Below are 26,838 nucleotides of genomic sequence, written 5' to 3'. Positions count from 1 at the left end.
GCAGCATCGTCCTCTACTGTCGGAAGGCCCAGCCCACGCTCTCCCACGAGGTGCCGGTGCCAGGACGTGTCGTCAATAGACCAAGACCGAAGATGCAGACGCTCTGTTTCCAGTTCGAGACGTGTACCTGACGAAGGCTCCATCGGTCCATCATTGCGCACGGGGCTGGAATCCGCTCGCGCTTTCCGCCCGCGGCCGCCCCGGGCTGGGAGACTATTTGAATGTCTATTGCTATGTCTGTTCTTGAGCGTCTGGTCAACGGCATCAACGAAGAGAAGCTCGGCGCCTACGGTGTGGACGTGCTGATAGGCGACGACGCCGTACAGCACCGGTGGCGCAGCGATGACCGGGAGAACATCTACTCAGTATCCAAAGGTCTATGCGCGCTCGCCGTTGGGATGGCAATCGACGAGGGCCTTCTGTCGCTCGAATCCACAGTGCCGGAACTGCTTCCGGCGATGGAACTTGGGGCCGGAGTAGAGACAGTGACGATTCGGCATTTGCTGTCGATGTCGAGCGGGATCGACTTCGCATGGTTCGGCGACCAACCCCCTGGGTTGGAGGATGGGTGGACCGGATGCACAGCTCGTGGGTCGAAACCGGCGGTAGCCCGCCTTCCGAAGGCTACGGCCTCGCTGCATGGAACGGGCCGGGCAACTGTTGGCGGCTTGACGGTAAATATGGGCAGTGTGGTCATCGATGACGCCCAAAATGCAGTAGTCACCATCACGGCGCACGAAGAGTCCCGCGACTGGCGCCTAACAGAGCTCGCCCATCTGGCACTTACTGGGCGCTGAATGCGCTCATCTCAGGATCAGAAGGTACAGATTCCGGCTGAAGCCCTTCCCTGGGGTCTGCCCGCTAAGCCAGTCTTCGGAGCGGGGAGCCGTCGAGCCAGGCCCTGACATCCTCGAACGCCCCGCCGAGGAAAGCCCTGTAGCTCTCATGGGTAACGTAGCCCAGATGGGGAGTCAGAACTGTCCTCGGGGCATCGAGGAGCGGGTGCCCAAGCGGAAGCGGCTCCTGATCATAGACGTCGAGCGCGGCTCCGCGGATGTGCCCAGCGTGAAGGGCATCGAGGAGGGCCTGCTGGTCCACCAACGGGCCTCGCGAAGTGTTCACCAGAACGCCGTCGGGTCCGAGGAGACGCAGTTCCCGTTCGCCCACGGTGCCCTCGCTCCGTTCGGAGAGGCGCAGGTGGAGGCTCACGACGTCGGACTTCCGGAAAAGCTCGTCCTTGCTGACTTTCCGTACACCGGCGGCCGCGGCGGTCTCTTCGGTCAGGTTCTGGCTCCACGCCAGCACCTCCATGCCGAAGGCCTTCCCGTAGGCGGCGATCCTGTGTCCGATCTTGCCAAGACCCACGATGCCCAGCGTCTTCCCTGACAGCTCGAAACCCACGGTTCTTTGCCACCGGCCATTCCGCAGGGAGGTTTCTTCTGCGGTGAGATTGCGGGTGAAGGCCAGCAGCAGGGCCCAGGTCAGTTCCGGGGCGGCAGTGGGGGAGCCGCCCGTACCGCAGACAACCACCCCGTTCTCTTTAGCGGCCTCCAGATCGATGGCAGCGTTGGCGGCCCCTGTAGTGACAAGCAATTTCAAATTCGGCAGTTTTTCGAGGACCTGGCGGGGGAAAGGGGTCCGTTCGCGCATGGCTACGATGACCTCGAAGTCTGAAAGTGCAGCGGCGACTGCACTGTCGGAGCCAAGGGGGGTGTTGAATATTGTCACCTCCACCCCGTCGGCGGCCAGGGAACTCCACGGGGCGAAGTCCTCGGCCACGTTTTGGTAGTCGTCAAGAATGGCCAGGCGGAACTTTGTCATGGAGTCCTTCCCAGCGGCCCGGAGGGAGCAGCTGAAGGGGTAGCCGTTGCACGGTTATCAGATGAATCGATTATGCGGGGCGTCTGCATCTGACAGCAGTAGGCGGCGGGTGGAAAGTGATTCCTTTCCACCCGCCGCCTGCTCTCTTGGTGTGCACGACGCCGTCGACGTTCCTATTGCGTCCAATGCCGGAGGTGCCCCTAGTGAGCCGGAGCGGCCTTGACGGCAAGAATCGGGCAGTCTGCCTCAAGCAGTATCTGTTGTGAGGTGCTACCCATAATCAGTTTCCCGACTGGTGTGCGCCTCCGAAGGCCGATGACGACGAGGTCGGCACGGTGCTGTTCCGCGGCCTGCAGGACCTCTGTTGCGGCATCGTTCCCACGCACAGGCTGCTGGATGATGTGCTCGATTCCTTCTTTCTTCAGGCGTTCCTCGATGCTGGCGATGTCCTCCACCTGGGCGTAGCGCTTGTCCACCAGGGCGTCCCCGCGGGAGGAGTTGATGATGACGAGGAGCGTTTTGTTTTTTCGCGCCTCGGCGATTGCCGCTTCCAGTGCTGCTGCCCCTTCGGGCGTGGGAACGTAGCCAACGATGATGCTCACGGTTTCTCCTGTGGTCTGTGGTTTGTGCCTTGTAGTCTTCTGGCGTGGAGGGGGAGTGAGGGCTGGCTAGCCGTCACCGTCGCCCCCATCCTTTCCGTCGGAGCGGTGGCTTGCATGGGTGACATTGCCGCGGGTGACGTCTGTCGGTTCGGATACACGTGTGGCATTTGGGGTCAGGAGGCTGGGGGCCGGATGGTTGCGGCGCCAGAGCTTCATCAGGAACGGGAAGATGAGGAGGATCGCAATAATGATGTAGACAACGACGGCAACTGGTTCGCTAAGAAGCCCGACCGGGTCTCCGTTAAACAGCTTGATAGTCCTTCGAAGTTGTTCTTCGATACGCGGCCCCAGGATCACACCGAGGATGAGAGGCAGCACGGGGAGCCCGAAGCGGCGCATCATGAATCCCAATGCACCGAGCACCAGCAGTAGCACCAGGTCGAACGCCTGCAGGTTTACCGAATAGGCGCCCAGCGTGGCGAAGAACAGGATGCCAGCATACAGGTATGGCCGCGGGAGCTGCAGGATTTTTGCCCACATCGGAGCCAGGGGCAGGTTGATGAGCAGGAGGAGGACGTTGCCGATGAAGAGGCTCGCGATCAGGGCCCACACCAGCGGTCCCTCGCTCTCGAACAGCTGCGGTCCCGGCTGGATGCCGAACTGGATGAACGCTGCGAGCATGACGGCCGCGGTAGCATTCGTGGGCAGGCCCAAGGCCAACAGGGGCGTCATGGTGCCGGCGGCGGCCGCGTTGTTAGCAGCTTCCGGTCCGGCAACGCCCTCGATGGCACCCTTGCCAAACTCTTCCGGATGCTTGCTGAGGCGCTTCTCGGTCACATAGGAGAGGAACGTGGGGATCTCTGCTCCACCGGCGGGAAGGGCACCGAAGGGGAAGCCGAACGCCGTTCCGCGGAGCCAGGGCTTCCAGGACCGTTTCCAGTCCTGTTTGCCCATCCAGGGACGGCCGACAGGGATTACCTGCAACGGAGTGCGTCGCATGTGGGCGGCCACCCATAGTGCCTCGCCCAGGGCGAAGATGGCCACGGCCACCACCACGATGTCCAAACCGTCAACCAGCAAGGGCTGCCCGAAGGTGAGTCTTTGCTGGCCTGTGACTTTGTCCATGCCCACCAGACTGATCGCCAGACCGAGCCCCAGGGAAGCGAAGCCCCTCAGTCTCGACGAGCCCAGGACTGCCGTCACAGCAAGGAGGGCAAGAATCATGATGGCAAAGTAGCTCGGGGAGCCCAGACTGACGGCGAACTCCACGACGATCGGCGCGAAGACTGCCAGCAGTGCCGTGCCTATAGTGCCGGCGATGAAAGAGCCAATCGCCGCCGTTGCAAGGGCTTGGGCGGCCCTGCCGGCCTTCGCCATCTTGTTGCCTTCGATGGCTGTGACCACCGACGACGATTCGCCCGGTGTATTCAGCAGAATCGAGGTGGTGGAGCCGCCGTACATACCGCCGTAGTAAATGCCGGCGAACATAATGAACGCGCTGGTGGGTTCAAGGACGGTCGTGACCGGGAGCAGCAAGGCGATGGTCATGGCGGGGCCAAGGCCCGGCAGCACGCCTACGGCGGAACCCAGGATGACGCCAATGCAGGCGTAGAGCAGGTTCATTGGCGTCAGGGCGGTGGCAAAGCCGTCCATGAGGGAGGAGAGAACATCCATTTAGAGAACCCCCTTCAGGAGACCGGCCGGCAGCGGGATGCCCAGGCCGAGGTAGAAGCCGTAAAAGGTCAGGACGGACAGGGCCACCGAGATGAGGCCGTCACGGATATAGTGCCGGCTTCCGAGGGCCCATGCGCTGCCCCAGAACAGGACTGTTCCCGAGATCACCCAACCGGCCCAGTCAATGAGCAGGATGTTTGCGACGAACGCTCCGACCAGCGGCAGGACGGTTTTCCAGTCGGCGGGATGGGAGAGATCCACGTCCTCGCCGCCTTCGGCTTCACCCTGCCCGCCGCGCAGCACATTCAGTGCCAGCAGGACGGAGCAGACGATCAGCAGGCCGGCCACGATGTACGGCAGGGTCTTCGGTCCCACCGGATCTGACTGGGAATACGGGGTTACCAGGCGAAGGGCGTCCACCAGGACGACGACGCCCGCCGCCCCGAGCAGGAGGGCTACCCCCAGCTCGGAGCGGCCTTTGAGCCTGGAAGTCAAAGATGGTGAGGAGCTCACGCCAAGCCAAGCTTCGTGAGAACGTCAGCCACCCGCTTGTCCTGCTCGCTCAGGAAGGATTCGAACTCGTCGCCGGTGATAAAGGCGTCGGTCCAGCTGTTCTTCTTAAGGGCTTCTTTCCACCCCTCGGTGCCGTGCATCTTTTCGAGGGCGGCAATCAGCTTGGCCTTGTCGTCGTCGGTGATTCCCGGAGGAGCCACAATGCCGCGCCAGTTGGTGAACTCCAGGTCGATGCCGGATTCCTTCAGCGTTGGTGCGTCAACACCCTCAAGGCGCTCGGCGCCGCTCGTTGCCAGAACGCGGACCCCACCTGATTTGATCTGCTCAAGGTACTCGCCAGCGCCGGAAGCAGCGAAGCCGATTTTGTTGCCCAGGATGGCAGGGAGAAGGTCTCCACCACCGTCGTAGGCCACATAGTTCACCTTGGTGGCGTCAATTCCAACTGCTCCTGCCAGCTGCATGGGCAGCAGGTGGTCAGGGCCTCCCGGGGAGGAGCCGCCACCAACGCTGATGGAACCGGGGTCTGCCTTCCACGCGGCCACCAAGTCATCGATGGTCTTGTAGGGCGAATCCTTGCTGACCATGATGGCGCCGGGCTCTTCGATGAGCTTGGCCAGCGGGGTAGTGTCGGTGAGCTTGGACTCGGACTTGTTGGTGTAGCTCGCGCCCACCACGCCAAGGCCCATGAGCATGGTGAGGTCACCGTTGCCCTTTTCGTTGACGATGCGGGCCAGGCCGACGGTTCCGCCGGCGCCGGCAAGGTTGAACACCTCGGTGTTGGTGGCAACCTTCTCGTCATCGAGAACCTTGGCTGCGACGCGGGCAGTGGTGTCGTAACCGCCGCCCGGGGTGTTGGGGACCATGATCTGGAGCCCGGTTACCGGCCCGGCAGCGGCGCCGGGGGTAGACGTATTGGTGGAGCTGCCACCGGTGGCACCGCAACCGGTGGCCATCAGGGCGATGCCGGCGGCGACGGCGGCAATTCGCAATGCGCGGTTCTGGCGCATGGTGTTCCTCTTCTCGCTAAAAATGATCAGAAAACTGACTGGTGATCCGATGCTAGGCCCCATGGTGATGTGCATCACGCTTGTGTACGCAGAGAAAGTTAAGTTCATTGCGTTCACGTTTCCGGCATCCCACTCCTGAAGCGCTGCGGTATAGTTCCGGTACCCAGCGCGGACACGCACCGGACTATCAACCGCCGCTACTGCAGAACCAGCAGACCTGCTGAACCACCAGAGGAAACAACCACAGTGACTCGACGTAGAGGAATGTCCCTCGCTGGTCAGTACCTTGTTCTCCAGTTGCTGATAGTCCTTGCCGTCCTTGTGGCCGTGGTGGCCATTTCGCTCGCGCAGAGCGCCGCCGCCTTTGAGCGGATCGAAGGACGCCAGGCCTTATCCGCTGCCGAGGCGCTGGGCAGTAATCCAACAGTTCGCACGCTCCTGCCATCCGCCGAGCCCCGGGAAGGTGCTGCCCTTCCCGCAGTGGCAGAGTCCGTCCGGTCAGTTTCCGGAGCAACCCAGGTTGCGTTGGCCAGACTTGACCGGACGGTGGTGGCCTCGTCAGATCCGAGCCTGCTGGGCCAGCCCCTGGAACTCGGCCAGAGCCGCGTGATGCTGGGCAGGTCATGGACAGGTGTAGTGGACGAAGCCGGCAGCGTCTTCCTCTCCGCCCACGTCCCTGTTCTCGACGACAAGGGAAAGATGATCGGCATTGCGTCAGTCAGCCGTCACTACCCGTCCATGCTGGAGCGGCTGAGCGATGCCGCACCGAATCTCCTGACCTACCTGGGTGTGGCCAGTGTGCTGGGTGTTGCCGGATCCCTGCTGCTGGCGCGGCGGGTCAAACGTCAGACCCTGGGCATGGAACCCAGCGAAATCACCGGGCTCGTGGAAAACCGCGAGGCGATGCTGCACGGGCTGAAAGAGGGCGTGGTGGCGCTCGATCCAAACGAACGGATCACCGTGGCCAATGACAGTGCCCGCGAACTGCTCAGCCTTCCGCCTGACTGCGTGGGCAAGAACCTGGAAACGCTCGACCTGGACCCGGCGTTGAAGGACGTCCTTACCCGCGACCAGTCAGGGCCGGACCAACTGGTTCTGGTGGGCGAGCGGCTGTTGGTGCTGAACCGCGTACCCATCCGCTCGCGGGGACGCCACATCGGGTCCGTCACCACGCTCCGCGACCGCACCGAGCTGTCCTCACTGGAGCGTGAACTGGGCGCCACCCGGACGGCGACCGACACCTTACGGGCCCAGGCGCACGAATTTGCCAACCAGTTGCACGTTATATCGGGTCTTATCCAGATCGGTGAGTACGATTCGGTGGTGCAGTTTGTCAATGGCGCCACCCTGGACCGGACCAGGCTTAACGATGAGGTCACCAGCCGGATAGAGGATCCCGCGTTGGCTGCCCTGATGATCGCCAAAACCAGCCTTGCCACAGAGCGCGGAGTCACTTTGCAGCTGGACCCGGAATCCTTGCTCGGGCGCGTGGATGACGCCCTGTCACGGGACCTGGTAACCGTCGTCGGAAACCTCGTGGATAATGCTCTCGACGCCGTTACGGGCAGGGCGAACGCAATAGTTAAGGTGACGGTGGAAGAGGGCGACGACGACGTAACAGTCACCGTCCGTGACTCCGGCCCGGGCGTCTCCCCGGATGCTGTGGAGGATATTTTTCGGCAGGGCTTTACCACGAAGCAGCAGGGCAATGAGGAGGGCCGCGGGTTTGGACTCGCGCTGTCGCGTGTGGTCTGCCGAAGGCGCGGCGGCGAGCTGTCTGTAGCCAACGATGGAGGAGCAGTGTTTAAGGCGGAACTGAAGCAGCGGAGGCTGGAGCTGTGATCAAAGTCCTGATAGTCGATGACGACTTTATGGTGGCGAAGGTGCACGCCGGTTTCATCCAGCGGACCCCTGGATTCGCCGTCGTTGGCGCTGCCCATACCGGCGCCGACGCCATCCAGAAGACGAAGGAGCTGCAGCCGGACCTGGTTCTTTTGGACATCCATCTGCCGGATGTGAACGGGCTCGACCTTATGCTGCAGCTTCGCAAGGTTGCTCCGAGGCTCGACGTGCTGGTGATCAGTGCAGCACGGGAGGTGGAAACGGTGCGTCATGCCTTACGGGGCGGCATCGTCCATTACCTGATTAAGCCGTTCTCCCAAACGGATCTGCAGGAACGGCTGGAGCACTACCGGATCGCCTACCAGGGCCTGGATTTGTCCAAAAACGTCGCAGAGCAATCCGACGTCAACCGCTTGTTCGGGGTAGAGGGCGCTCAGCGGCCTCTGCCGAAGGGATGCAGCCCGGAAACCCTGGAGCGTGTGGAGCAGGTGCTTGGTTCCTCTGACACTGATCTATCTGCCGCTGAGGTTGCCGATCTGCTGGGTACATCCCGCGTGAGTGCCCGCCGTTACCTGGAGTATCTCAACGACGAAGGCAGGGTGGACGTGCGGCTCAAATACGGGGCGGGGCGTCCGGAGCGCCGGTATGCCCTCAAGCCGGCTGCTTGATACCTTCAAACGGCCAGCCTGAAAGTTTATTGATCCGGTGGCAAAGACAGCGGCGGTATCACTTCGTAGAGTGGCGTCCTGATCCAGCGCTGCCTTGTCTCCCGGTACTCTGCCCGGGTGGAGAAGCGGTAGATGCAGCTGCGGACGCGCACCCAGCGAGGGCGGTCGCCGTCGAACGGGTCATGCCGCAATAGCTTCAGAACCTGGCGGTCAGCCTCAAGGAGCTTGCCGAGGAAAACGTAAAACCACTCCTCATGCACAGTGCGCAGGGGAAGGAACCACATGAGCCAGTCCAACCTCAGGTGGTAAGGAGCCCATTGTCTTGGCAGCCTGTACACATCACCGGGCTTGCCCTTGAAGCCGTACTCGCGCCAGTCGCCGTCGTCCGGATCCTCAGTGAGGGTTCCTTCCACCACCATCTCGATCCTCCGCTTTGTCACTGTGCCGAAAGCTCCGTAGGTGTTCACGAGTTGCCAGCGGTTGAAGCTGGCGTTCATGAGCTGGCGATGGGCGAAGAGATTGCGGACGGGCCAGTAGCTCAGCACCACGAGCAGGAGGGAGGCAGCCAAAACGATGACCAGCCACCACAGGGGTGTGTCGCTGGCGCCCGCCGCTGAGGGCTGCTCCGCGGGGTGCAGGTCCAGCGGAATGGCCGGCACCAGGGAGTGGAGCACCGGATCACTAATGGCGGAAAAGGCGAGGACGATAGGGATCCAGTTGAGCCAGGCGAAGTTCCCGGTGGCCACAAGCCACAGCTGGGTAAAGATAATGATCCCGGCGGCGATGCTCGCCAACGGCTGGGGGGCGAACAGGAAGAAGGGGACAACCAGCTGGGCGAAATGGTTCCCGAGGACTTCCACCTTGTGAAGCGGCTTGGGCAGGAGGTGCGCCTGCCGGCTCAGCGGGCCCGGCATGGGCTGGGTCTCGTGGTGGTAGTACAGGGCTGTCAGGTCCCGCCACTCGCTTCCGCCCCGGATCTTGATCATTCCGGCGCCGAATTCGAGGCGGAACAGCAGCCAGGCGAGCAGGATGAGGATCGTCTTAGGCGGCGCGGTCTGGTTAGAGCCAAGGAAGGCCACGATAAAGCCCGCTTCCAGCAGCAGGATTTCCCATCCGAAACTGTAGAACGTCTGGCCCACGTTCACGATGGACATGTACAGCAGCCACAGGGCAAGGAACGCGATCATGGGAAGCCACGGCGGCCCGAGCTGCGGAAGGCCTGCCACCAGCGTTACGGCGATGGCCATCCCCGTCAGGCAGACAGCCCTCAACAGGCGGTCCGAGTAGCGCCACCGGAAGAGCGTTGGCATGGCCAGGCGTCCATACCGTCCCAGGAACCGGGGAGCGGGGAGTAAGCCGTGTTCGCCCAGCAGCGCCGGAAACTGGTTCATGCCGGACAGGAACGCGATGAAGTAAACCGCGGCGATGCCGCGCTGCAGTACTTCCCGGGCAATCCCGTAGTCCGGCGCGTCGAACCATCCCACCCAGTCCACATCATTTAAGGTACGCCGGCTGCGCATACCGTCAATCCTTCGGCCTTGAATGCAGGACAAGCCGGGACGGAGCCCCTTCGCAGTGCGGGATACTTGAATCATGCAGATTTCGGGCGCCAGCCAATCCACTTCAGGGCAGCCACGCAGAATTGTCCTCCTCGGGTCCACGGGTTCCATCGGTACCCAGGCGATCGAAGTGGTCGACGGCGCTCCCCACCTTTTCCGGGTTGTAGCCCTCAGTGCCGGGGGCGGAAACCTGGAACTTCTTGCCCGGCAGGCGGTCCATACAGGTGCCCAGGCTGTAGGTATCGCCGAGGGCGACGGTGCTGAACTTCAGCGCCTGATCAAGGAGGCCGCGGGCGCAGCGGGCATCGTTGGCTACCAGCCCGACATCATCACCGGAGCGGATGCCTCCACGCGGATCGCTGAGGTGGAGGCCGACGTCGTCCTCAACGGCATCACAGGCTCCATTGGCCTTGCGCCCACCCTTGCAGCACTGAAGTCAGGCGCCATCCTTGCCCTGGCCAACAAGGAATCCCTGATTGTGGGCGGTTCCCTCGTGACGGCCGCTGCACGCGAAGGCCAGATTGTTCCGGTGGATTCGGAGCACTCAGCCATCGCCCAGTGCCTGCGGTCAGGGTCGGCGGCAGAGGTTGACCGACTCATCCTTACTGCCTCCGGCGGCCCGTTCCGCGGAAAGTCCAGGGAGCAGCTTCACGGTGTCTCGCCGAGCGACGCCCTGGCCCATCCCACCTGGGACATGGGGCTTATGGTCACCACCAACTCGGCCAGCCTGGTCAACAAGGGGCTGGAAGTCATCGAGGCGCACCTGTTGTTCGACATCCCGCTGGACCGGATCGACGTCGTGGTCCATCCGCAGTCCGTAGTCCATTCCATGGTGCAGTTCGTCGACGGTTCCATCATTGCGCAGGCTTCCCCGCCTGACATGCGGCTGCCAATTGCCCTCGGAATGGGCTGGCCGGACCGGGTTCCGGGCGCAGCCCGCCCGTGTGACTGGACCAAGGCCTCCAGCTGGACCTTTGAACCGCTGGACGTCACCGCATTTCCCGCTGTGGACCTGGCCAAGGATGCAGCCAAGCAAGGGAGCACCTTCCCGGCGGTCTTCAACGCCTCCAACGAGGAAGCGGTGGTGGCCTTCCACGCGGGGAAAATCCGGTTCACAGACATTGTGGATACGATTGAAGCCGTCCTCAGTGAACATTCAGGGTCCTCCCTGCTGTCTGTTGAGTCCGTGCTGGATGCTGAAAAGTGGGCACGTGCGCGGACCCATGAACGTTTAGCTATGAGCAGTCTCTAGGAAGCAGCAGCCAAGCATGAACCCCGTCCTCCTTTTTATCCTCGGTGTCGTTTTCGTGGCCATCGGCATCGCAGTGTCTATTGCGCTTCACGAACTTGGGCACCTGCTTCCGGCAAAGCTGTTCAAGGTTCGCGTCACCAAATACATGATCGGCTTTGGCCCCACGCTCTGGTCCAAGCGCAAAGGGGAGACTGAGTACGGTGTCAAAGCCATCCCCCTTGGCGGTTATGTGTCGATGATCGGCATGTATCCGCCCAACAAAGAGGACGGGGCTGTACGTCCCTCCAGTACCGGAATGTTCCAGACCCTTGCCACCGAAGCGCGATCCGTGGCTCACCAGGAAGTCGGGCCCGGCGATGAGGGGCGTCTCTTCTATCAGCTGCCTGTGTGGAAGAAGATCATCATCATGCTGGGTGGCCCCGCTGCCAACCTGCTGATAGGCCTCGTGCTCACGGCAGTGCTGCTCATGGGCTTCGGCATTGCAACTGCCACTACCACAGTTGCCGATGTCTCCCGGTGCCAGGTCAAGGCCGGCGAGACGGTCGATCCGGATTCCCCGGATTGCAAGCTCACTCCTGCCGCTGCAGCCGGGCTAAGGCCCCTGGACACCATTACGTCCTTCGACGACAAACCTGTCACCAGTTGGGAGCAGCTGACCGGCTGGATTCGTGAATCGGCAGGCAGGGAGGTCAGCATCACGGTGGAACGCGATGGCGCTCCCGTCACCACTACCGTCACTCCGGTTCTCTCCGCCCGCCCGATCATCGGTGAGGACGGAAGGCCGGCTCTGGATGCCGACGGACAGCCGCGCTACCAGGAGGTTGGATTCCTTGGCATCGGAGCCCAGACGGCGCTTGTCCAGCAGCCGGCGTCCTCCGTGCTGCCCATGGCAGGGGATAATATCCGGCAGGTAGCCGGCGTCGTCCTTAACCTCCCGGCAAGGGTGGCGGGCGTTGCGCAGGCGGCCTTCAGCGAGGAAGCACGCGACCCGAACGGTCCTATCAGCGTCGTGGGCGTGGGCAGGGTAGCCGGTGAGGTGGCGGCCATGGAGCAGGTGCCTGTTCAGTCGAGGCTGGCCGTTTTGGTCGGGCTTCTGGCCGGCTTGAACTTCGCGCTCGCTGTGTTCAACCTGATTCCGCTGCTTCCTTTGGATGGCGGGCATGTGGCAGGCGCCTTGTACGAGGGTGCGCGACGGAGGGTGGCCAAGCTCTTCGGCAAGCCGGATCCAGGCGCCTTTGACATCGCCAAACTCCTGCCGGTGACGTATGTGGTGGCGGTCCTGCTCATGGGAATGGGCGCGTTGTTGATTTACGCTGACATAGTTAAGCCCATCAGCATTTTCTGATGCCCCTAGGCCGTTGCTCAGCCTGAACCTGCTGTTTTCCATATATCAGCCGTAAACGATTGATCTTTGATTATCAGCCGTTTATGGTTGAGGCATGTTCGTTTTAACTATCGACCAACGCGGCAGCACGGCGGACATCGACCGCGTCCCATCACTGCTCCAGGATGTGGCCCCCTTGACCACATCGGGAACGTTCGAGCGCTCGGTGGGTGATGAAATTCAGGGGGTAGTGCAGGATCCTGGCGAAGCTGTAGCAATCGCGCTTCATGCTTTGAGGCAGGGGCACTGGTATGTGGGCATCGGCGTGGGTCCAGTGGATACGCCGTTGCCTCAAAGCCCGCGGGAAGGGTCAGGTCCTGCTTTCGTAGCGGCCCGTCATGCCGTGGAGAGGGCTAAGGCCGCCGCTGCCAGCCATGTCCCGTTGGCAGTTCTGCCCGGCATGCCACTCCGGGCGGAAGCTGTTGACGCACGCACCATTGACGCACGCACCGCGCAGGCTGCTGCTGCCTGCGCCAACGCCGAGGCGGTTTTGCGCCTCATCGGGCGGTTGATCCAGGAACGCAGTGAGGCGCAATGGAAAGTCGTGGACACACTCGCGGCCATCCAGCAGGGCCGCGAGGCCAGGCACGGAAGCCAGAAAATCGCTGCCCGCGAACTGGGAATCACTGAGCAGTCGGTGAGCCGCGCAGTGCTGCGGTCCGGATGGCAGGAAGAATGGGCGGCAAGGCCTGCCGCTGAAATGCTACTGGCCCTGGCACACCGGATCATCACCACTGAAGGGACGGGAGCAGACGCGTGGACGCTCTTTGGGTAACGCTGGCCATGGTCTTGGCGGGATTCGCCGGCTGGCCGGTTACCGCGCTGGTTTTCCGCCTCGCCAGAACGATTGATGACAAGGCGGACGCTGACACCCGCACCGCACGGAACATCGCCAAGACCGACGACGGTGACGACCCCTCCGCTGACGTCACCGTTGACGGCGAAATCACAGTACCGGCAGGACCCACGAAAGCCGAGGATGCAGTTCCTGCAGGGGACCACGCTGGTACTGGCCAACCTGGAGAGCCCGCACCCGGCAAGGTTGACGACGGCGCCCCTGCCACCTCTACGCGCATCCTTCGGGGCGGGGCGATCATCGGGATCCTTGAGCGGCTTGCCGTCTGCCTGGCCATCCTGGGAGGACAGCCGGTAGCCATCGCGTACGTCGTTGCCATCAAGGGACTGGGACGTTTTGCCGAGCTAAAAGAGACGCCGGTGGCCGCCGAGCGCTTCATCATTGGAACCCTGACGTCCATGTTCTGGGCTGCCGGTATTGCCGCCTTGGCCAAGGTTTTGTTTCTGAGCTGACTTCGGCCGGATGGGTACTCTGGCGGGCAGCGAGATAGGGTAGTCCTATGACTGTTTTTGCTGTTGAGTACGTATACGACGCCGAGTCCGGGCAGGTCCGTGATGCCCACCGGCCCGCCCACCGTGAATGGCTGACCGCTCTTGCCGGGGAAGGCGTGCTACTCACCAGCGGACCCTACTCCGACGGTGCGGGCGCCCTGCTGATTTTCAAAGCCTCAGACGACGCCGCGTTGAGTGATCTCCTGCAACAAGACCCGTTCGCTTCGGCACAGGTAATTTCGGCCATCCGCATCACCGAATGGAACCCTGTTATCGGCCTGCTTTCAGAGCACGCAGCCTAGTCCGGTCCGGACCACAACCCACACATCTTGAAACAAGGAGTCCACGTGACCTCGGTCAGCCTGGGAATGCCGTCAGCACCACCGCCTGTTCTTGCCCCGCGCAGGAAGACCCGCCAGATCAAGGTAGGCTCGGTCGGCGTCGGCTCCGATTCGCCCATCAGCGTGCAGTCCATGACCACCACGCCCACAACGGACATCAACGCGACGCTCCAGCAGATCGCGGAGCTGACGGCGTCGGGCTGCGACATCGTACGGGTTGCCTGCCCGTCCGCCGACGATGCGGAAGCCCTCCCCATCATCGCCAGGAAGTCCCAGATTCCCGTCATCGCCGACATCCACTTCCAGCCCAAGTATGTTTTTGCGGCGATCGAAGCCGGTTGTGCAGCGGTTCGGGTAAACCCGGGAAACATCCGGAAGTTCGATGACCAGGTCAAGGAAATCGCCCGGGCAGCCAAGGACCACGGGACATCCATCCGAATCGGGGTGAACGCCGGGTCGCTGGAGCCGGGAATCCTGAAGAAGTATGGCAAGGCCACTCCTGAAGCCCTCGTGGAATCGGCAGTCTGGGAAGCGTCACTGTTCGAGGAGCATGGCTTCCATGACTTCAAGATCTCCGTGAAGCACAATGACCCCGTCATCATGGTGGCCGCCTACGAGATGCTGGCCGAGAAGGGCGACTGGCCCCTGCACCTTGGTGTAACCGAGGCCGGGCCAGCCTTCCAAGGCACCATCAAGTCCGCCACAGCCTTTGGTGCGCTTCTGTCCAAGGGCATCGGCGACACCATCCGGGTCTCCCTTTCCGCTCCGCCGGTAGAAGAGATCAAGGTGGGCAACCAGATCCTGCAGTCCCTGAACCTCCGGCCTCGCAAACTCGAGATCGTTTCCTGCCCGTCCTGCGGCCGTGCCCAGGTTGATGTCTATACACTGGCTGAACAGGTCACGGCAGGACTTGAGGGCATGGAGATTCCGCTCCGGGTTGCTGTTATGGGCTGTGTGGTCAATGGACCGGGTGAAGCACGCGAAGCGGACCTCGGCGTAGCCTCAGGCAACGGCAAGGGCCAGATATTCGTTAAGGGGGAAGTCATCAAGACTGTTCCTGAGAGCGAAATTGTTGAGACACTGATCGAAGAGGCCATGCGTATCGCTGAAGAGATGGGGGAGGCCGATGGCGAAGATGCTGTCAAGGGTAGCCCCGTGGTTAGCGTCTCGTAAGGACGGATACCCAGCCGGCACTTCGGTGCGGGTACTGGGCGGGGCCGACACCGCCAAGCTCCAGGAACTCGCTCGGCAGGACGTTGTGGCAAACGTGTTTATCCTCGCCCACCTGGAGAGCACCGGAACTGCCGCACCCACCTCCGGTGGAGCGAACGTTTTGGGAGTGTTCGACGGCGAGGACCTGGTGGGTGCGTGCTGGGCAGGGGCCAACCTGGTGCCCATCCAGCTGGATCCCGATCTCGCAGGCAGCGTCGCCGCCGCGGCTTATGGATCGGGCCGGCGCTACGCCTCCATCTTTGGTCCTGCCGAAACAGTGCTCGCCATGTATGAACGGCTCGAGGACCTCGGTCAATTGGCCCATGATGTCAGGGCCGTCCAGCCCTTGCTGACACTGACAGGCCCGCCCACAGTGCAGCCTGACGACCACCTGGGCTTCAGCCGGTTCGACGACTTCGACCGGATCCTGCCGGCCTGCGCTGCGATGTTCGAAGAAGAAGTGGGGTACTCACCATTCCTGGGTGGACGAGAGTTCTACAGCCGGAGGGTTGAAGGACTGATCCGGCAAGGACACTCGTTGGTCCACCTTACTTCTGAGGGTGAAGTGGTGTTCAAAGCGGAGCTGGGAGCGGTGACCCCGGAAGTGACACAGGTGCAGGGCGTGTGGATGAATCCTTCGTACCGTGGCAGGGGGCTAAGCGCCGCCTATATGGCCGCCGTCGTCACCCACGCACAGCAGCTCGCACCGGTTACCAGCCTCTACGTAAACGACTACAACAGCAGGGCCAGAGCCACCTACGAACGGGTCGGTTTCCATCAGGTGGGTACGTTCGCTACAGTGCTCTTTTAGCTGTCCATTCCGGCCGGCATTTGACCTGGATGGGCGATAAATGAAAACGTTTGGTTTCCGTGCGCTTGGTGCGTCTGCGGTGTTGGTTGTCGGTCTCGCTGGCTGCAGTGCTCCCGCTGCGGAAACAGCGGCAAAAAGCACGGAGGGTGCGTCGGCGGCGCCCGTTGAATCCGTGACTCCCACCCCGACCCCTACGCCGGAGGCCAAAACCTACACGGCGGACGAGCTTACTGCTGTGGTCGGCCAGTTGAAAGACTCCAAGGGTGTCAAGCTCTCAGTCATGTCCATGGCGGATCTGTCAGGAAGCCTTGAACAAACCAAGGCATTGATGTCCTCCATATCGGTGGAACCTGCCGAGTGCAAGGAGATGGCTTTGGCTGGCACAACCACCTCCCTCGATGGCGCCACTGCTGCGATGGGCTCCAGTCTGGACGCCACGTCCGGGGCTTCCACCTCCGTAGTCCTGACATCAGGCCTCGACCCGGCATTCCTTGAAAAGAGCATGGCCCAGGCCGGGGAGGTGTCCAAGTGCGCCACCATGTCGTTCACAGTGGGCACTGTAACGGCTGACGCCACAATTACGTTGATAGATAAAGTCGGCTCCGTTCCGGGAACACTGGCTTATGAAACCCAGACCAGCATGTCCACCGGCCAGAAGCAGGCGATGATCACGGCGCAAGCAGTCAGTCACGGCGTGCTTATTACCGTCATGTCTGCGGGCGGAGCCAGCCAGGAAGAAGCCGTTTCACGGACGGGAGCCATGATGGACCAGGCTGCTGCCCTCCTGAAGTAAAGGGCTGCCCGACCGCCCGGCGTCCAGCTCGCCCGTCAGGTAGTGCTGGACGTTGGGCGCAATAAGCCTTACGACTTCTTCTTCAGTGGCTGATGCCAGGGGCTCCAGCCGGATCACGTAGCGCGTCAGCATCAGGCCCACCATCTGTGACGCCACCAGGTTGCCGCGCAACCGCACTTCTTCGGCTGTGCCGGGGACTCCTGCCATGATCCTGGACAGAATGGTCCTCGTGACCAGTTCCCTCATCATGGCTGTCTTGGCCTTGGATCCGATGGTTCCACGAAGAAACGCCACCAGGCTGTGCTGTGCAGGGCTCTCCCAGAGCCGGAGCACGGCCCCGACGATGGCCGCCGCCCGATGCTCAGGATCGAGGCCGTCCACTCCGGCCAGGACCTGGGCGGGATCTGCCGGCAGCTCTACGCTCAGCGCAAACAATTCATCTTTGCCGTTGAAGAAATGGTGAACCATGGCAGGGTCCACCTCAGCCTCGCGGGCGATCTGCCGCAGGCTGGTGCCATCAAAACCATGCTCGGCAAAAAGCCTTCGTGCAGCTGCCAGAATCTGGTCTTTGGACGCAATGCCGCCCCTGCGCCGGCCTCTCCTGACCAGCGGTAGGCCCTCGCTCATGGTGTTTGCCGGCGCAATGTCAGCGAAGCGAGCACCAGCACTCCAAGCACAATCGCGCCCATCGCGCTGACGTCCTGCCACATCAGATCCGTTGCCTGGGCGTTCTCTGCGACTTCCCGCAGCGCATCGACGGAGAATGTCAGCGGCAGGACATTCGAGATTGCCTCGAGGACCTCGTTCATCCTGTCCCGGGCCACAAAGAGCCCGCACAGCAGGATCTGCGGCACCACCACCACAGGCATGAACTGAACCGCCTGAAACTCGGTCCGGGCAAAGGCGGAGCAGAACAATCCAAGCGCGACTCCCAGGACGGCGTTGATGACGGCGATCATCACCACCCAGAGGGGACTGCCCTGGATATCGAGATTGAAAATCCAGTAGGCCACGGCAGTAGCAACCAGGGACTGGAGCGCAGCCATGATCGAGAAAGCCAGGCCGTAACCGAACAGAAGGTCGGCTTTGTGGATCGGTGTGGTGAGGAGTCGCTCGAGCGTCCCGGACGTGCGCTCCCTGAGCATGGTGATGGAGGTAACCAGGAACATCACAACGAACGGGAAGATGGCAAGCATCATGAGCCCTACCCGGTCGAACGTCCTTGGGACGCCCGGCGGGAGGGTTTCGTTTTCATAGAGGAAGTGCACAGCTGTCAGGAGCAGTGCAGGGACCACCAGGATGAGTGCGATGCTGCGGCGGTCATGCCGCAACTGGTCAAGGACCCGCCCCGTCGTCGCCAGCATCATGTGTGGATCCATCACGCCACCGTCGCTTCCGACTGCTGGATTACGTGAAGGAAGGCCTGTTCAAGGTCAGCACTTCTGCCCTTTCGGCTTAGTTCCTCGGGAGTGAGCCAGGCCAGGAGCCCGCCGCCGCGCAGCAGGAGCAGGGACGAACAATGGCTGGCTTCCTCCATGACATGGCTGGAGATCAGGAGGGTGGTGCCGGCCTCAGCCATGCTGCGGAATCGTCGCCAGAGATCTGCCCGCAAAACAGGATCCAGTCCCACCGTAGGTTCATCCAGTACCAGGAGTTTGGGCTCCGAGACCAAAGCGCATGCAAGGGATGCCCTGCTGAGCTCTCCCCCGGAAAGGTCAGCCGCCTTCTGGTGCGCCAAGGCACGGAGGTCGACGGCGTCAATCGCCCGCCTGGCATCCTCGCGTTTCCTGCTGTGCATGGCTCCGAAATACCGCACGTTCGCTTCTACGCTGAGATCCATGTAGATGCTGGGTGCCTGCGTGACGTATCCGACGTCGTGCCTGAGCCGTGGATGGCCCGCCGGTCTGCCCAGAACCCTTACCGAGCCTGAGGTGATTTTCTGTACGCCGACGATAGCCCTCATGAGCGTTGTCTTACCGCTTCCCGAGGGCCCCAGAAGGCCCGTAATTTGGCCCGCCGGAACTGAAAAGCTGATGTTCCGGAGGATGTCCCTCCCGCTTCGGGTGACATTGAGTTTCTCGACTTCCACGCCCCGTTCACGGCCATCTGAAGGAGGCGGGGCTGCTGGCTGGGACATTTTTCCTCCCGGAAGTACTTCGGTCGGGGGATTAATTCATCACCTGATGAATAAAAACTAGCCCTGACGGACGTCGACGTCAACAGTCATTTGCGTTAAGACCTCTTGAAATGGTGGCGGGGATCACATAAGTTTCTACGTAGCCGCGCTGATGGGGCGCGTCGGTCTCTCAGGAAGGAATTCCAAACATGGCACTTTGCGTTGACCTTGCCACGGCAGTGGACAGGAAGTTAGGGGACACGTCCTAAGGCAACAGCCAGCATTCGGACTGGCTGCCAGGCTGGAGAACGGATGCCACTGAAAGCAGTACCAAGCACGGAACACGCACAGAATTACTTGGCCTTTCAGGCCGCAGAGCCACGCCACAACAGGATGACCAGCCGAGCTGGCCAGGGGCTTCCTTCAGTTAGGGCGTGGCTCTTCTGTGTCCGGGCAGGTGAGGACCACCGCCCGCGCATGGCTTAGGCGCCACCAACCGGTAGATTGGTATCCAGACATTTTTGCCAGTTCCCCAGAAACGGATACCGACCAGTGGTCCTTCGCCTCTCCAAACTTTTCCTGCGCACGCTGCGTGAAGATCCCGTCGACGCCGAGGTGGCCAGCCACCGGCTACTGGTCCGGGCCGGGTACATCCGCCGCGCAGCGCCGGGCATTTACACCTGGCTGCCGCTGGGCCTGAGCGTACTGCGCAGGGTTGAGCAGGTTATTCGTGAGGAAATGGCCGCCATTGGCGCCCAGGAAGTGCATTTCCCGGCGCTGCTGCCCAAGGAGCCCTACGAGGTCACCAACCGCTGGACCGAGTACGGCGATGGGATTTTCCGGCTCAAGGACCGTAAGGGCGCCGACTATCTGCTGGCCCCTACTCACGAGGAAATGTTTACTCTGCTGGTCAAGGACCTCTATTCGTCCTACAAAGATCTGCCGCTGAGTATCTACCAGATCCAGAACAAGTACCGGGACGAAGCCCGTCCCCGGGCGGGCCTGCTGCGCGGCCGCGAATTCATCATGAAGGACTCGTACTCGTTCGACGTCGACGACGCCGGCCTGGACGCCAGCTACGCCGCGCATCGGGGTGCCTATCTCCGGATTTTCGAGCGGTTGGGCCTGGAGGTTATTCCCGTCGCCGCCACCGCCGGTGCGATGGGCGGCTCCAAGAGTGAAGAGTTCCTGCACCCCACCGAGATCGGTGAGGACACGTTCGTGCGCTCAGCCGGGGGATACGCTGCGAATGTAGAGGCCGTGACCACGGTGGTTCCGGATGACATCGACTTCAGCACTGCTCCGGCGGCGGAGGTCCTGGACACCCCGGGCACTCCCACGATCGATACGCTGGTGGAGGCCTCCAACCGGTTGGTACCCCGCAGTGAGGCCGACGGCGGCGCCTGGACCGGCGCTGACACCCTCAAGAATGTTGTGCTCGCAGTCACCCTGCCAACAGGGGAGCGCCAGATCGTTGTCATCGGGCTGCCGGGCGATCGGGGAGCGGACCTGAAGCGCGTCGAAGCGAACATCGGCCGGTTCCTGCCGGTTGCCGGTGAGATTGCCCTTGAAGCGGCCAACGAGGACGACCTGAAGAAAAATCCGTTAATCGTGAAGGGCTACCTTGGCCCTGGCCTGTCTTTGGACGAACCTTTCCTGGGGCTGGAGGGCGCTGCCAAGCTGCTCTACCTCGTCGATCCCCGTGTGGTCAGCGGTACCACCTGGGTCACCGGCGCAAACGAAGCAGGCAAGCACGTTTACGGACTGGTGGCCGGCCGCGACTTTGGCTGGGACGGCGTCATCGAATGCACCGAGGTACGGGCAGGCGACGAGGCTCCCGACGGCTCCGGCCCCCTGGAGACGGCCCGTGGCATCGAGATGGGCCACATCTTCCAGCTCGGGCGGAAGTACGCAGAAGCCCTTGAGCTGAAGGTTCTCGACCAGAATGGCAAGCAAGTGGTGGTCACCATGGGCTCCTACGGTGTGGGCGTGACCCGCGCAGTGGCCGCCCTGGCCGAGTCCAACCACGATGACAAGGGACTGGTCTGGCCGCGGGCAGTTGCCCCGGCCGATGTCCACGTTGTTGCAGTCGGCCGTGGTGAGGAAATTTTCGATACTGCTGAAAAGATTGCCCTCGAACTCGAGGCCGCCGGGTTGGAAGTCATTTACGACGACCGTCCGAAGGTTTCTCCCGGCGTAAAGTTCGGCGACGCCGAGCTCGTGGGCGTCCCCACCATCCTCGCGGTCGGCCGCGGTCTGGTGGACGGCGTCGTCGAGATCAAGGACCGCAGAACCGGGGAGGCCGAGAACGTGACGGTGGACAAGGCCGTGGCCTTCGTGGTCAACGCCGTCCGCAACAGCCGCTAGCACAACTTGGACGGCGTGGTCTCAGGCTTCGAGTCGATTCAGCTTGCAACAATCATCCTGCTGGTCGTGGCGGGATTTGCCGCGGGCTGGGTGGACGCCGTTGTCGGAGGCGGCGGCCTCCTCCAGTTGCCGGCGCTTTTGCTGGTGCCCGGGATCACTCCTGTCCAGGCACTGGCGACCAACAAAATGGGCTCGATCTTCGGGACCACCACCAGCTCGGTTACGTTCTACCGCCGCGTCCGGCCGGATTTATGGACAGCCATCCCCATGGCCGTCATCGCTTTGGCCGGCAGCTTCGGGGGAGCCGTGCTGGCGGCCACGCTCCCGGCCAGCGTCTTCAAGCCGATCATTGTGGCGGCACTGATTGCCGTCGCACTTTTTACGGCCTTCAAGCCCGACGTCGGCAACCTCACCGTCCTGCGCCATGACGGCCGCACGCACTATGTTGTGGCCTGCCTGATTGGGGCTGTCATCGGCTTCTATGACGGGCTGATCGGCCCGGGGACCGGTTCCTTCCTGGTCATTGCCCTGGTATCCGCAATGGGCTATGCCTTCCTCGAAGCCAGCGCGAAGGCGAAGATCGTCAACATGGCTACCAACGCCGGGGCGCTCATCTTCTTCCTGCCGCACGGATCACTGCTGTGGGGCATAGGACTGCTGCTCGGAGTGGCGAACATGGCCGGCGGTTATCTGGGAGCCCGAACAGCCGTCAAGCAAGGGAGCCGCTTCATCCGGATCGTATTCCTGACCGTGGTGGGCGCCCTTATCATCAAGCTCGGCTACGACGTCTGGCACGACACCTTCGCTTAGGCGGGGTCCTTCCGCAAGCACTCCCGTACGGAAAAGGGCAGGCGTAGCATGCTCCTATGTCAGCAGGTTCAGAATCATACAGGGAAGCTTTGGAGGCGGCCTCAAGGCATGCCACCGAGTGGCTGGACAGCCTGCCGGGGCGCGATGTCGGGCCAAAGAAAACCGCGGGGGAGCTGCTGGAAGTCTTTGGCGGACCGCTCCAGCACGGAGGCATGGGGGCTGCTGACGTTGTGGAGTATCTCGCCACTCATGCCGAACCCGGACTGATGGCCATGCCGTCCGGACGCTTCTTCGGCTGGGTCATTGGCGGAACGCTGCCCGCTGCCCTGGCCGCTGACTGGATGGTCAGTGCATGGGACCAGAACACAAGTATGCGCTATGCGACCCCTGCAGCGGCAGCCATTGAGGAAGCGGCGGGGAACTGGCTTCTTGAGCTTCTGGGCCTTCCGCCGGAGTCCGACGTCGGATTCGTCACCGGAGCTACTATGGCGAACTTCACCTCGCTGCTTGCCGCGCGCTGGCGGCTTTTGACGAACGCCGGCTGGGATGCGGAGGCCAACGGCCTCGCCGGTGGGCCCCGAATCCGCTGTGTAGTGGGCCAAGAGCGGCATGCCAGCGTGGACCTGGCCTTGCGGTACGTGGGTTTGGGGACGCCGGCAGTTGTTCCCTCTGACCGGCAGGGACGGATCATTCCTGCCGAGCTTGACCGGGTCCTTGGTGAGGGGACCGGACCTTTGCTCGTGTGCCTGCAGGCTGGAAATCTGCATTCCGGAGCTTTTGATCCGTTCAGTGAAGCGATCAGTGTTGCGAGGAAACATAACGCCTGGGTCCATGTGGACGGCGCCTTCGGGCTATGGGCGGCTGCGGTGCCGGAACTGTCTGCGCTGACCGAGGGCCTGGCCCTGGCCGATTCCTGGGCAACGGATGCGCACAAGAGCCTGAACGTCCCCTACGACTGCGGGATTGCGGTGGTGAAAGACGCGACGGCGCTCCGTACCGCCATGGGAGTCAGCACCAGCTACCTGATCCAGGACGTGGATGGTTCTGCTGATCCATTCGACAAAGTGCCCGAGCTCTCCCGACGGGCCAGGGGAGTCCCTGTATGGGCGGCCCTGAAATCCTTGGGGAAGGAGGGCGTGGCTGAGCAGATCCGGCGCTTGGCTAACCGCGCAGCCCAGCTTGCGGAAAGGCTGTCCGCCGTGGGCGGTGTAGAGGTGCTGAACGATGTTGACTACACGCAAGTGTCGCTGGCGTTCGGGGACGATGCCACAACCCGCGCCGTCACTGCCCGGGTTATTGCCGACGGCCACGTGTGGATGTCCGGATCCCGCTGGCAGGGAAAGGACATCCTTCGGATCTCGGTCAGTAACTGGAGCACCAGCGACGAGGACGTTAAGGTTGCAGTTGAGGCAATCGAAAGCGCAGTAGCGTCAGTACGCTCCTAGCCGTCCTGCCCCGACCTTCCAGTGACCCACGCCTGGGACCCCGCTGACCAGTTGTGGGCTGTCCCCGGCTCCGGCAACCGGTGGGCGTGGGGGAGCCCGGAGAGCGTGCGGCCGGCGAGCGTGCTGGCAACCCACAGCGAGCGGGCCAGGTCTCCCTCGTGGTGCGGCCGGGCAGCATAATGCAAGGCATTGTCCACTTCGCGGGCCACGGCCCACTGGGCAGCGGTGTTCGCGTCCAGCCCAGCTGCCTCACTGAAATCCGCGCACCTCTCCACGAGGCCTCGCTCAGGATCGCGGGTGGAAAGGTTACCCAACCGGTTCCAGAGCAGAGGTGCCACCGCGAACTCAGCTTCACCGATCATGGGCTGGGGGTCTATTGCGGCATAGTCGCCTGGTCCGGCCACTGCCGGGGCGTCCGGGCGGGCCAGGATGTTCAGGAAATGGAAGTCGGTATTGACCAGCACGTCCCTGCCCGAGCGTCGGCCCACAGCGCCCCGTGTTTGGCATACTTCCAAGGCAGCTTCCAGTAGCCATCGTGGAAAGGGCCGGCCCAGTTGTTCCCATTCCGCGGCAAGGTCGTCGCTCCAGCGCTCGGCCAGTGCAGCCACATGTTCGAATTCGGCCCATTCTGCGTTGCCGTCGGGGACCAGGCTGAGCTGGCGAACGAGGCCACCCCACACCTCCACGGCAGTATCCATGGGCGCTCCCTGCAACGAGCGGACCGGGTCGAGTCGCTCCAGCAGCATCGAGCACGTGCCGGCGTCGGAATCCAGCAACCGGACTGCACCCCGGCCGTTCCACAGGGCCAGGGCGTGCCGCTCGACACGGGCTTCGTCGTGCGGATAGGCCACCTTGAGGACAGCTGGATCGCCGGAAGCCATGACCGGGATAACAATGGCCCCATGCCCGTTCCACGGCACTGCGCCCTCTGGGAGGTCAAGTTCCAGGTTCCAGTGGTCCAGCCGGCCCTGGATCAGCCCCGGAAGCGACGCAAGCCAAGCCCGCCCGGAGCTGGTGGTGCTGTACCTCCGGGTGAGGTCTACGGGGACGGGTACTTCTGCTGACCGGATCATCAGCACCAGCGTAGTCCAGGACCCGGGCTGCGGCCGGGATTCAGACCACGCCGCTGGCTCCCAGCAGGTTGCCGATGCTGAAGGTTGCCGCCAGGGCGAGGGCACCTCCGATGACCACCCGGATGGCGGCACGGCCCCTGGAGCCGCCCCCAATCCATGCCCCCAGCGCTCCCGTGGCCGCCAGTGCAACCAGCACAGCAACAAAGGTAACGGGGACACGGATGTCCTGGGGCGGCAACAGAATGGCAAGCAACGGAAGGATGGCTCCGATGACGAACGCGGATGCCGAAGCGAACGCAGCGTGCCAGGGGCTTACGATGTCGTCCTCGTCAATGTGCAGCTCCGCTGAGAGGTGGGCGGACAGCGCGTCATGCCTTGTCAGTTCCTCGGCAACAGTCCGGGCAGTCTCAACGCTGAGGCCCTTCTGCTGATAGATGGCCGTGAGTTCGGCAAGCTCCTCCACCGGCTGCTCCTCGAGCTCCCGGCGTTCCTTCTCGATGAGGGACTTCTGGCTGTCGCTTTGGCTGCTGACGGAGACGTACTCGCCCAGGGCCATGGAAATGGCACCCCCGACCAGCCCGGCCGCACCAGCTGCCAGAATAGGCCCCGATGCGGCCGTTGCACCGGCGACGCCCACCACAATGGCGGCTACCGAAACTATTCCATCGTTGGCGCCCAGGACTCCTGCGCGCAGCCAGTTCAGCCGCTGCGAGAGGTCATTGCCGTGGGGCTCGTTGTGGTGGAGGCTGCCGGGCAGTGGATCATCCATGTGAACAGCAAACCACCGGGACAGGAAGCTTTCCAGTAACCGCGGGCTTCCGGAACCGGGATCAGATGGTCAGGACTGCTCGTCTGCTGTCTCATCATCGGCTGCTGTCTCATCATTGGGCAGTTCATCATCGGCTGCTGTCTCATCGGGTAACGGCGGCAGTTGATCAACGTTAAATAGCACGCCAGGCACGGCGCCCGGATCCGCGCCCCACTGCACCGACCTTCGTGCAGCTTCCCAGAGGCCGGCTATCGCCCAGCGGCGTGCCGGCCCCTCGCTCAGGGCCACAAGGTCGGCATAGACGGGCAGGGTTTCCGCTTCGAGGCTCGCCAGCCCGGCAGCGGGAGCCTGCAGAAATTCAGGCTTCAGGGAATAGCCGGGTTCCTGATGAGGGGTTTCTACGCAGTGCAGCCGGCTCAGCTCCTCGGCCTCCTGCAACAGTTGTTCGTGCCGCTCCATCAGCGATGACGCCGACTGGGTATTGGATTTCTCCAGACGGGTCAGGGCCACCTGATAGCCATAGACGGTCTCAGCTTCGGTTTTGACAGTCATGGACAGGGCAGCCGCGAGGAGAGGGCCCTGCTGTCCAAGTCCACCCTGTCCCGGCTCCCCGGACCGGGCAGAGGGAGAATCCGCTGTTTGCGGTGCCGGAGGCCCTGCCGGGGGCGCTGCTGATGCCCCTGCAGCTGATAAAGAGGCCACGCAATCGGGCGTTCCGCCCTTCAGCTGCTTCGCGTCTTCCGGTGTCAGGCCTGTAACCGTGGCCTCCGGCGCCGGGATGCCCACTGCGCCTGCGAATGCCGACGCTTCAAGCAGTTGGGCGGTACCCACCGCTGCCAACAGCCTGGCCATCCCGCCGTCGGCCGCTACCGCATCACTGGTCCGTTGAACGCCACTGGCGGACAAACCGGCCACCAGTTCACCCGCAGAAGCGGCTGCAGCGGTGGCCGACGGTGATGGTTCCGGCGACGTGGCTGAGGGTGCCGTTTCTGAGGGCGGGACCTTGGCTGAGGCGGAAGGATCTGAAGTTGCCGTCCCCGCAGGGAGCAGGGCTTTAGCCTGCGTTGTCAGCAATGTCACAACCCGCGTAAACGCAGCCTGCTGAGCCTCCGGCGCTGCCTCAGCGAGGACTTGGGCGGAGCTTCGAAGGCGGAGCGAAGTTTCCAGGGCCGAGGCGCGTGCCTGCTCGGAAAAGGCCGGTTCAGGTGGTTCTGGGGCGGGCCGCGGCGTCATGGCGACGCCGAGGCTTATAACCAGTCCGGCAACACAGGCAAGGAGAAGGTAACGGAAATACGTGAGCGGCCGTCGCTTTTCCCGGGTGTCGTCTTTCACAACAGACCATGTTGTCATGCCGGTGGGTAACCGCGTGCACCAAGGCCGCTGGAAAATCGTTACGCTAGTAGTCACAACATCATCTAGCGGAAGGCGGCCG

At 62.7% G+C, this 26,838-nt stretch carries 26 protein-coding genes; 14 read left to right on the top strand and 12 right to left on the bottom strand.

Translation table 11 applies throughout. The annotated features are described in order from the left end of the window. Nucleotides 1-221: 221 nt before the first annotated feature. Entirely contained in the window at nt 222-797 is a 576-nt protein-coding gene (locus RIN13_RS12795; protein ID WP_309107718.1) for a serine hydrolase, read from the top strand. A gap of 64 nt (nt 798-861) precedes the next feature. Here RIN13_RS12795 and RIN13_RS12790 read toward each other — a convergent pair whose 3' ends face one another. The 5 genes from RIN13_RS12790 to RIN13_RS12770 form a co-directional block, all read right to left on the bottom strand. Then, on the bottom strand, nt 862-1,821 hold the full coding sequence (locus tag RIN13_RS12790; protein ID WP_309107717.1) for a D-2-hydroxyacid dehydrogenase family protein: 960 nt from the start codon (nt 1,819-1,821) through the stop codon (nt 862-864). A 200-nt stretch (nt 1,822-2,021) separates the two neighbouring features. After that, on the bottom strand, nt 2,022-2,423 hold the full coding sequence (locus RIN13_RS12785) for a universal stress protein (protein WP_309107716.1): 402 nt from the start codon (nt 2,421-2,423) through the stop codon (nt 2,022-2,024). A gap of 66 nt (nt 2,424-2,489) precedes the next feature. Continuing rightward, complete coding sequence (locus tag RIN13_RS12780) at nt 2,490-4,097, bottom strand: tripartite tricarboxylate transporter permease (RefSeq protein WP_309107715.1); 1,608 nt, start codon at nt 4,095-4,097, stop codon at nt 2,490-2,492. After that, nucleotides 4,098-4,610 (bottom strand): tripartite tricarboxylate transporter TctB family protein, encoded by a 513-nt coding sequence (locus RIN13_RS12775; protein ID WP_309107714.1) that lies wholly within the window; start codon nt 4,608-4,610, stop codon nt 4,098-4,100. It lies immediately after the preceding gene. Then, nucleotides 4,607-5,617 carry a tripartite tricarboxylate transporter substrate-binding protein gene (locus tag RIN13_RS12770; protein ID WP_309107713.1) on the bottom strand — a complete coding sequence of 337 codons (1,011 nt, stop codon included), beginning with the start codon at nt 5,615-5,617 and terminating at the stop codon, nt 4,607-4,609. The genes RIN13_RS12775 and RIN13_RS12770 overlap by 4 nt, the downstream gene beginning before the upstream one ends. A 264-nt stretch (nt 5,618-5,881) precedes the next feature. On the opposite strand from RIN13_RS12770, the gene RIN13_RS12765 reads away from it, so the two are divergent. Together RIN13_RS12765 and RIN13_RS12760 are read left to right on the top strand one after the other, a co-directional pair. Beyond that, nucleotides 5,882-7,459: a sensor histidine kinase gene (locus RIN13_RS12765; RefSeq protein WP_309107732.1), complete on the top strand. Its 1,578-nt coding sequence runs from the start codon at nt 5,882-5,884 to the stop codon at nt 7,457-7,459. Further along, complete coding sequence (locus tag RIN13_RS12760) at nt 7,456-8,127, top strand: response regulator (protein ID WP_309107712.1); 672 nt, start codon at nt 7,456-7,458, stop codon at nt 8,125-8,127. The genes RIN13_RS12765 and RIN13_RS12760 overlap by 4 nt, the downstream gene beginning before the upstream one ends. Before the next feature lie 26 nt (nt 8,128-8,153). Here the strand turns inward: RIN13_RS12760 and RIN13_RS12755 are convergent, their stop codons facing one another. After that, nucleotides 8,154-9,620 (bottom strand): lipase maturation factor family protein, encoded by a 1,467-nt coding sequence (locus tag RIN13_RS12755; protein WP_309107731.1) that lies wholly within the window; start codon nt 9,618-9,620, stop codon nt 8,154-8,156. Between the two features lie 100 nt (nt 9,621-9,720). Between RIN13_RS12755 and dxr the strand changes: the two genes are divergently transcribed. The 8 genes from dxr to RIN13_RS12715 all read left to right on the top strand — a co-directional run bounded on the left by dxr (nt 9,721) and on the right by RIN13_RS12715 (nt 16,826). Next, nucleotides 9,721-10,938: a 1-deoxy-D-xylulose-5-phosphate reductoisomerase gene (gene dxr, locus RIN13_RS12750; protein WP_309107711.1), complete on the top strand. Its 1,218-nt coding sequence runs from the start codon at nt 9,721-9,723 to the stop codon at nt 10,936-10,938. Between the two features lie 16 nt (nt 10,939-10,954). Continuing rightward, nucleotides 10,955-12,283 carry a site-2 protease family protein gene (locus tag RIN13_RS12745; RefSeq protein WP_309107710.1) on the top strand — a complete coding sequence of 443 codons (1,329 nt, stop codon included), beginning with the start codon at nt 10,955-10,957 and terminating at the stop codon, nt 12,281-12,283. Between the two features lie 94 nt (nt 12,284-12,377). After that, nucleotides 12,378-13,097 carry a MarR family transcriptional regulator gene (locus tag RIN13_RS12740; protein ID WP_309107709.1) on the top strand — a complete coding sequence of 240 codons (720 nt, stop codon included), beginning with the start codon at nt 12,378-12,380 and terminating at the stop codon, nt 13,095-13,097. Beyond that, nucleotides 13,079-13,630, top strand: coding sequence for a hypothetical protein (locus RIN13_RS12735; RefSeq protein WP_309107708.1), 552 nt, complete (start codon nt 13,079-13,081; stop codon nt 13,628-13,630). The genes RIN13_RS12740 and RIN13_RS12735 overlap by 19 nt, the downstream gene beginning before the upstream one ends. Nucleotides 13,631-13,677: 47 nt before the next feature. Then, the gene (locus RIN13_RS12730) at nt 13,678-13,971 is read left to right on the top strand and encodes a YciI family protein (protein WP_309107707.1); all 294 of its coding nucleotides are present in this window, start codon (nt 13,678-13,680) and stop codon (nt 13,969-13,971) included. 45 nt (nt 13,972-14,016) lie between these two features. Continuing rightward, entirely contained in the window at nt 14,017-15,183 is a 1,167-nt protein-coding gene (gene ispG, locus RIN13_RS12725; RefSeq protein ID WP_309107706.1) for a flavodoxin-dependent (E)-4-hydroxy-3-methylbut-2-enyl-diphosphate synthase, read from the top strand. Further along, on the top strand, nt 15,146-16,033 hold the full coding sequence (locus RIN13_RS12720; RefSeq protein ID WP_309107730.1) for a GNAT family N-acetyltransferase: 888 nt from the start codon (nt 15,146-15,148) through the stop codon (nt 16,031-16,033). The genes ispG and RIN13_RS12720 overlap by 38 nt, the downstream gene beginning before the upstream one ends. Before the next feature lie 40 nt (nt 16,034-16,073). Next, the gene (locus RIN13_RS12715) at nt 16,074-16,826 is read left to right on the top strand and encodes a hypothetical protein (RefSeq protein WP_309107705.1); all 753 of its coding nucleotides are present in this window, start codon (nt 16,074-16,076) and stop codon (nt 16,824-16,826) included. On the opposite strand, the gene RIN13_RS12710 is transcribed toward RIN13_RS12715, so the two are convergent. Genes RIN13_RS12710 through RIN13_RS12700 form a run of 3 tightly spaced genes read right to left on the bottom strand, consistent with a single transcriptional unit; the run spans nt 16,779 to nt 18,963 of the window. After that, the gene (locus RIN13_RS12710) at nt 16,779-17,453 is read right to left on the bottom strand and encodes a TetR family transcriptional regulator (protein ID WP_309107704.1); all 675 of its coding nucleotides are present in this window, start codon (nt 17,451-17,453) and stop codon (nt 16,779-16,781) included. The genes RIN13_RS12715 and RIN13_RS12710 overlap by 48 nt on opposite strands. Then, nucleotides 17,450-18,193, bottom strand: coding sequence for an ABC transporter permease (locus RIN13_RS12705; RefSeq protein ID WP_309107703.1), 744 nt, complete (start codon nt 18,191-18,193; stop codon nt 17,450-17,452). Before RIN13_RS12705 ends, RIN13_RS12710 begins: the two co-directional genes overlap by 4 nt. A gap of 11 nt (nt 18,194-18,204) precedes the next feature. Then, nucleotides 18,205-18,963 carry an ABC transporter ATP-binding protein gene (locus RIN13_RS12700; protein WP_309107702.1) on the bottom strand — a complete coding sequence of 253 codons (759 nt, stop codon included), beginning with the start codon at nt 18,961-18,963 and terminating at the stop codon, nt 18,205-18,207. 531 nt (nt 18,964-19,494) lie between these two features. Between RIN13_RS12700 and RIN13_RS12695 the strand changes: the two genes are divergently transcribed. The 3 genes from RIN13_RS12695 to RIN13_RS12685 are packed head-to-tail and all read left to right on the top strand — an operon-like array spanning nt 19,495 to nt 23,564. Beyond that, nucleotides 19,495-21,309 (top strand): proline--tRNA ligase, encoded by a 1,815-nt coding sequence (locus RIN13_RS12695; RefSeq protein ID WP_309107701.1) that lies wholly within the window; start codon nt 19,495-19,497, stop codon nt 21,307-21,309. A 15-nt stretch (nt 21,310-21,324) separates the two neighbouring features. Further along, nucleotides 21,325-22,119: a TSUP family transporter gene (locus tag RIN13_RS12690; protein WP_309107700.1), complete on the top strand. Its 795-nt coding sequence runs from the start codon at nt 21,325-21,327 to the stop codon at nt 22,117-22,119. A 56-nt stretch (nt 22,120-22,175) separates the two neighbouring features. Next, nucleotides 22,176-23,564 (top strand): aminotransferase class V-fold PLP-dependent enzyme, encoded by a 1,389-nt coding sequence (locus RIN13_RS12685; RefSeq protein WP_309107699.1) that lies wholly within the window; start codon nt 22,176-22,178, stop codon nt 23,562-23,564. Here the strand turns inward: RIN13_RS12685 and RIN13_RS12680 are convergent. From RIN13_RS12680 to RIN13_RS12670, 3 genes are all read right to left on the bottom strand, one after another. Then, nucleotides 23,561-24,637 carry an aminoglycoside phosphotransferase family protein gene (locus RIN13_RS12680; protein WP_309107698.1) on the bottom strand — a complete coding sequence of 359 codons (1,077 nt, stop codon included), beginning with the start codon at nt 24,635-24,637 and terminating at the stop codon, nt 23,561-23,563. The genes RIN13_RS12685 and RIN13_RS12680 overlap by 4 nt on opposite strands. Nucleotides 24,638-24,677: 40 nt before the next feature. After that, entirely contained in the window at nt 24,678-25,406 is a 729-nt protein-coding gene (locus tag RIN13_RS12675) for a VIT1/CCC1 transporter family protein (protein ID WP_309107697.1), read from the bottom strand. A 69-nt stretch (nt 25,407-25,475) separates the two neighbouring features. After that, the gene (locus RIN13_RS12670; RefSeq protein ID WP_309107696.1) at nt 25,476-26,738 is read right to left on the bottom strand and encodes a ferritin-like domain-containing protein; all 1,263 of its coding nucleotides are present in this window, start codon (nt 26,736-26,738) and stop codon (nt 25,476-25,478) included. Nucleotides 26,739-26,838 lie beyond the last annotated feature (100 nt).

The organism is Arthrobacter sp. (assembly GCF_031179985.1).
In the GTDB taxonomy this organism is placed as follows: domain Bacteria; phylum Actinomycetota; class Actinomycetes; order Actinomycetales; family Micrococcaceae; genus Arthrobacter.
The sequence above is the reverse complement of the archived record's forward strand: the minus strand, read 5'-3'. Positions and strand labels throughout refer to the sequence as shown.

Excerpts from the sequence above, each read along its gene's own strand:
- RIN13_RS12795 (WP_309107718.1), top strand. The coding sequence starts at position 222 with ATGTCTATTGCTATGTCTGTTCTTGAGCGTCTGGTCAACGGCATCAAC.
- RIN13_RS12790 (WP_309107717.1), bottom strand. The coding sequence starts at position 1,821 with ATGACAAAGTTCCGCCTGGCCATTCTTGACGACTACCAAAACGTGGCC.
- RIN13_RS12780 (WP_309107715.1), bottom strand. The coding sequence starts at position 4,097 with ATGGATGTTCTCTCCTCCCTCATGGACGGCTTTGCCACCGCCCTGACG.
- RIN13_RS12770 (WP_309107713.1), bottom strand. The coding sequence starts at position 5,617 with ATGCGCCAGAACCGCGCATTGCGAATTGCCGCCGTCGCCGCCGGCATC.
- RIN13_RS12765 (WP_309107732.1), top strand. The coding sequence starts at position 5,882 with ATGTCCCTCGCTGGTCAGTACCTTGTTCTCCAGTTGCTGATAGTCCTT.
- dxr (WP_309107711.1), top strand. The coding sequence starts at position 9,721 with ATGCAGATTTCGGGCGCCAGCCAATCCACTTCAGGGCAGCCACGCAGA.
- RIN13_RS12745 (WP_309107710.1), top strand. The coding sequence starts at position 10,955 with ATGAACCCCGTCCTCCTTTTTATCCTCGGTGTCGTTTTCGTGGCCATC.
- RIN13_RS12740 (WP_309107709.1), top strand. The coding sequence starts at position 12,378 with ATGTTCGTTTTAACTATCGACCAACGCGGCAGCACGGCGGACATCGAC.
- RIN13_RS12730 (WP_309107707.1), top strand. The coding sequence starts at position 13,678 with ATGACTGTTTTTGCTGTTGAGTACGTATACGACGCCGAGTCCGGGCAG.
- RIN13_RS12720 (WP_309107730.1), top strand. The coding sequence starts at position 15,146 with ATGCTGTCAAGGGTAGCCCCGTGGTTAGCGTCTCGTAAGGACGGATAC.
- RIN13_RS12715 (WP_309107705.1), top strand. The coding sequence starts at position 16,074 with ATGAAAACGTTTGGTTTCCGTGCGCTTGGTGCGTCTGCGGTGTTGGTT.
- RIN13_RS12710 (WP_309107704.1), bottom strand. The coding sequence starts at position 17,453 with ATGAGCGAGGGCCTACCGCTGGTCAGGAGAGGCCGGCGCAGGGGCGGC.
- RIN13_RS12705 (WP_309107703.1), bottom strand. The coding sequence starts at position 18,193 with ATGATGCTGGCGACGACGGGGCGGGTCCTTGACCAGTTGCGGCATGAC.
- RIN13_RS12700 (WP_309107702.1), bottom strand. The coding sequence starts at position 18,963 with ATGTCCCAGCCAGCAGCCCCGCCTCCTTCAGATGGCCGTGAACGGGGC.
- RIN13_RS12685 (WP_309107699.1), top strand. The coding sequence starts at position 22,176 with ATGTCAGCAGGTTCAGAATCATACAGGGAAGCTTTGGAGGCGGCCTCA.
- RIN13_RS12680 (WP_309107698.1), bottom strand. The coding sequence starts at position 24,637 with ATGATCCGGTCAGCAGAAGTACCCGTCCCCGTAGACCTCACCCGGAGG.
- RIN13_RS12675 (WP_309107697.1), bottom strand. The coding sequence starts at position 25,406 with ATGGATGATCCACTGCCCGGCAGCCTCCACCACAACGAGCCCCACGGC.